The organism is Candidatus Erwinia dacicola, from assembly GCF_001756855.1.
GTDB classification, from domain to species: domain Bacteria; phylum Pseudomonadota; class Gammaproteobacteria; order Enterobacterales; family Enterobacteriaceae; genus Erwinia; species Erwinia dacicola.
In genome coordinates, this window is the sequence record NZ_MAYS01000376.1 from 1 (window position 1) to 1,713 (window position 1,713).

Annotated in this window: 3 protein-coding genes; all 3 read right to left on the reverse strand. The window is 49.4% G+C overall.

The genetic code is table 11. The features are described from left to right. Positions 1 to 187, reverse strand: a 187-nt coding sequence (locus BBW68_RS10615; protein WP_070135338.1) for a DUF826 domain-containing protein, incomplete at its 3' end; no start/stop codon positions are given. Between the two features lie 27 nt (positions 188 to 214). Continuing rightward, positions 215 to 787 (reverse strand): tail fiber assembly protein, encoded by a 573-nt coding sequence (locus tag BBW68_RS10620; protein WP_070135336.1) that lies wholly within the window; start codon positions 785 to 787, stop codon positions 215 to 217. After that, the coding region (locus tag BBW68_RS10625; protein ID WP_070135337.1) for a phage tail protein at positions 784 to 1,713 on the reverse strand (930 nt) is incomplete at its 5' end. The genes BBW68_RS10625 and BBW68_RS10620, both read right to left, overlap by 4 nt.

Here is a 1,713-nt window from a genome sequence, read left to right on the forward strand (position 1 = left end):
CGACCGCTCCATCAATCTGATCATCCAGGTCAGTTTTAATCTGGGTTTTAACCGCCTCTTTTACCTGCTCAGAGAGCAATGCTTTTTTCACCAGGTCGTCATTCACAATATCTTTAATTTCAGCCATTTTTATTTCCTCATTGGAGTTACGATTAAACAGGGAGAAAACCCATAAAGAAAGCCTCATGGTATTATCTCGTTGTTGATATTAATTCTATTGCGCAGGTTTTTCCGGCCACTCCGGCTTGCTGAGGTCGACTTTTTTCAGTGCCTCAATATAGTCGAGCCATGCCTGTAATTTGACTTTGTTATCGTCAGAGAGTGACCCCAGCATCAGTGCGGTTTGCCATTCAGCAATGACCTGACGGGCCTCAGTGATTAACTGGTTCTGTTTGTTAGTAGCTTCAGCCAGTAGCGCATTTTTTTCTGCATCTTCATCCTTGACCCATGCTTTCCCGTCCCACTTCTCATACTTGCCCGAGGGAGCCGTTGTCACCACGTTCTCTGGCAACGGCCCCAGCTCCTCAATGACAGTTGATGCCCCAGAGGTAGTATCATAAACGGTGACGCCACGATGGTCTTCAATGAGCGACCACGCCTGCTTCGCTTCATCAAAAATAGCAACATGGTCGAAAGGAATAGCCGGTGGCGCTATTTCGGTGCAGTTAGCCGGTAATCCCGTATGCGGTGCAATATACGCATCACCGGCACCAATAAATTCACTGGTGTCTGCGCGTAAATTAAAAATCTTAATAGTCTGCGCCTTGTTGGACATTTTAAAAGTCATGCGAGCCTCACAATATAATTAAATGCGATGTTTTTAACAGTGTTTTCCGTATTACCGGCTGCGGCGACCGTAATAGTGTGACCGTGAGCGCCTATAACGATAGCGTGCGTATGCGCACCAATGGCCACTGTATGAGTATGAGCACCGAGTACCACGTTATGGGTGTGCGAACCGATAGCGACGGTGTGGGTATGTGCTCCGGCGTTTGATGTTGTGCCCGTTCCTATATTATGCCCGCCATTATCAGGCTGACTTGAGGATGTTGCGTTTGCACCGTCGCGAAGGGAGTATGTGTGGGTATGTGCCCCGGTACTGTTGGTTGTCTTAGTGCCATAATCAAATGCCGTTGTCGCCTTTGTCCCCAAATCCGTGTTTGACGTGGTTTTCGTCTCATAATCAAACGCGGCTGAAGTCTTGGTGCCAAGGTCGGTATTTGATGCTGTGGCGGTATGAGTGTGTGACTTAATGCCATCGGCCTCAAGGCTCAGCAGCGCACGACCATCAGGCGCACCTTTAATGGTCTGCCCCCGCATATCGGGCAGTTTACCGGATGGATAGGCCGCAGCAGTTTTCGGGTATTTGGCGGTGTCGAAGGTCTGCCCCTGCATGATGGCATATCCATCGGGCGGGGTGGCTGTTGGCCAGGCCAGCGGCGTGCCAACGGGGACGGCCACAGACGCAGCGGTGGCGGCTATTGTTGTGGCAATAGCTTTTATAACGGTCAACAACTGATTATTCTTCGACGGGTCAGGCGTCATTTTAGCTTCAGCCAGAATATTTTTATTCTCGGTCTGAATATCAATAATACCGTCCTGAAGCGCGTTCATGATTTTCGCGTAAACGATAGTGCCTTCCGCGCCGGTTGACGGGTCGCCATCGTGAAATAATCCATCGTCGGTATCGACCGGCTCAATAATATCATTCAT

What these genes read in the sequence shown, in the direction of transcription:
- BBW68_RS10620 (WP_070135336.1), bottom strand. Translation starts at nt 787, where the DNA reads ATGACTTTTAAAATGTCCAACAAGGCGCAGACTATTAAGATTTTTAAT.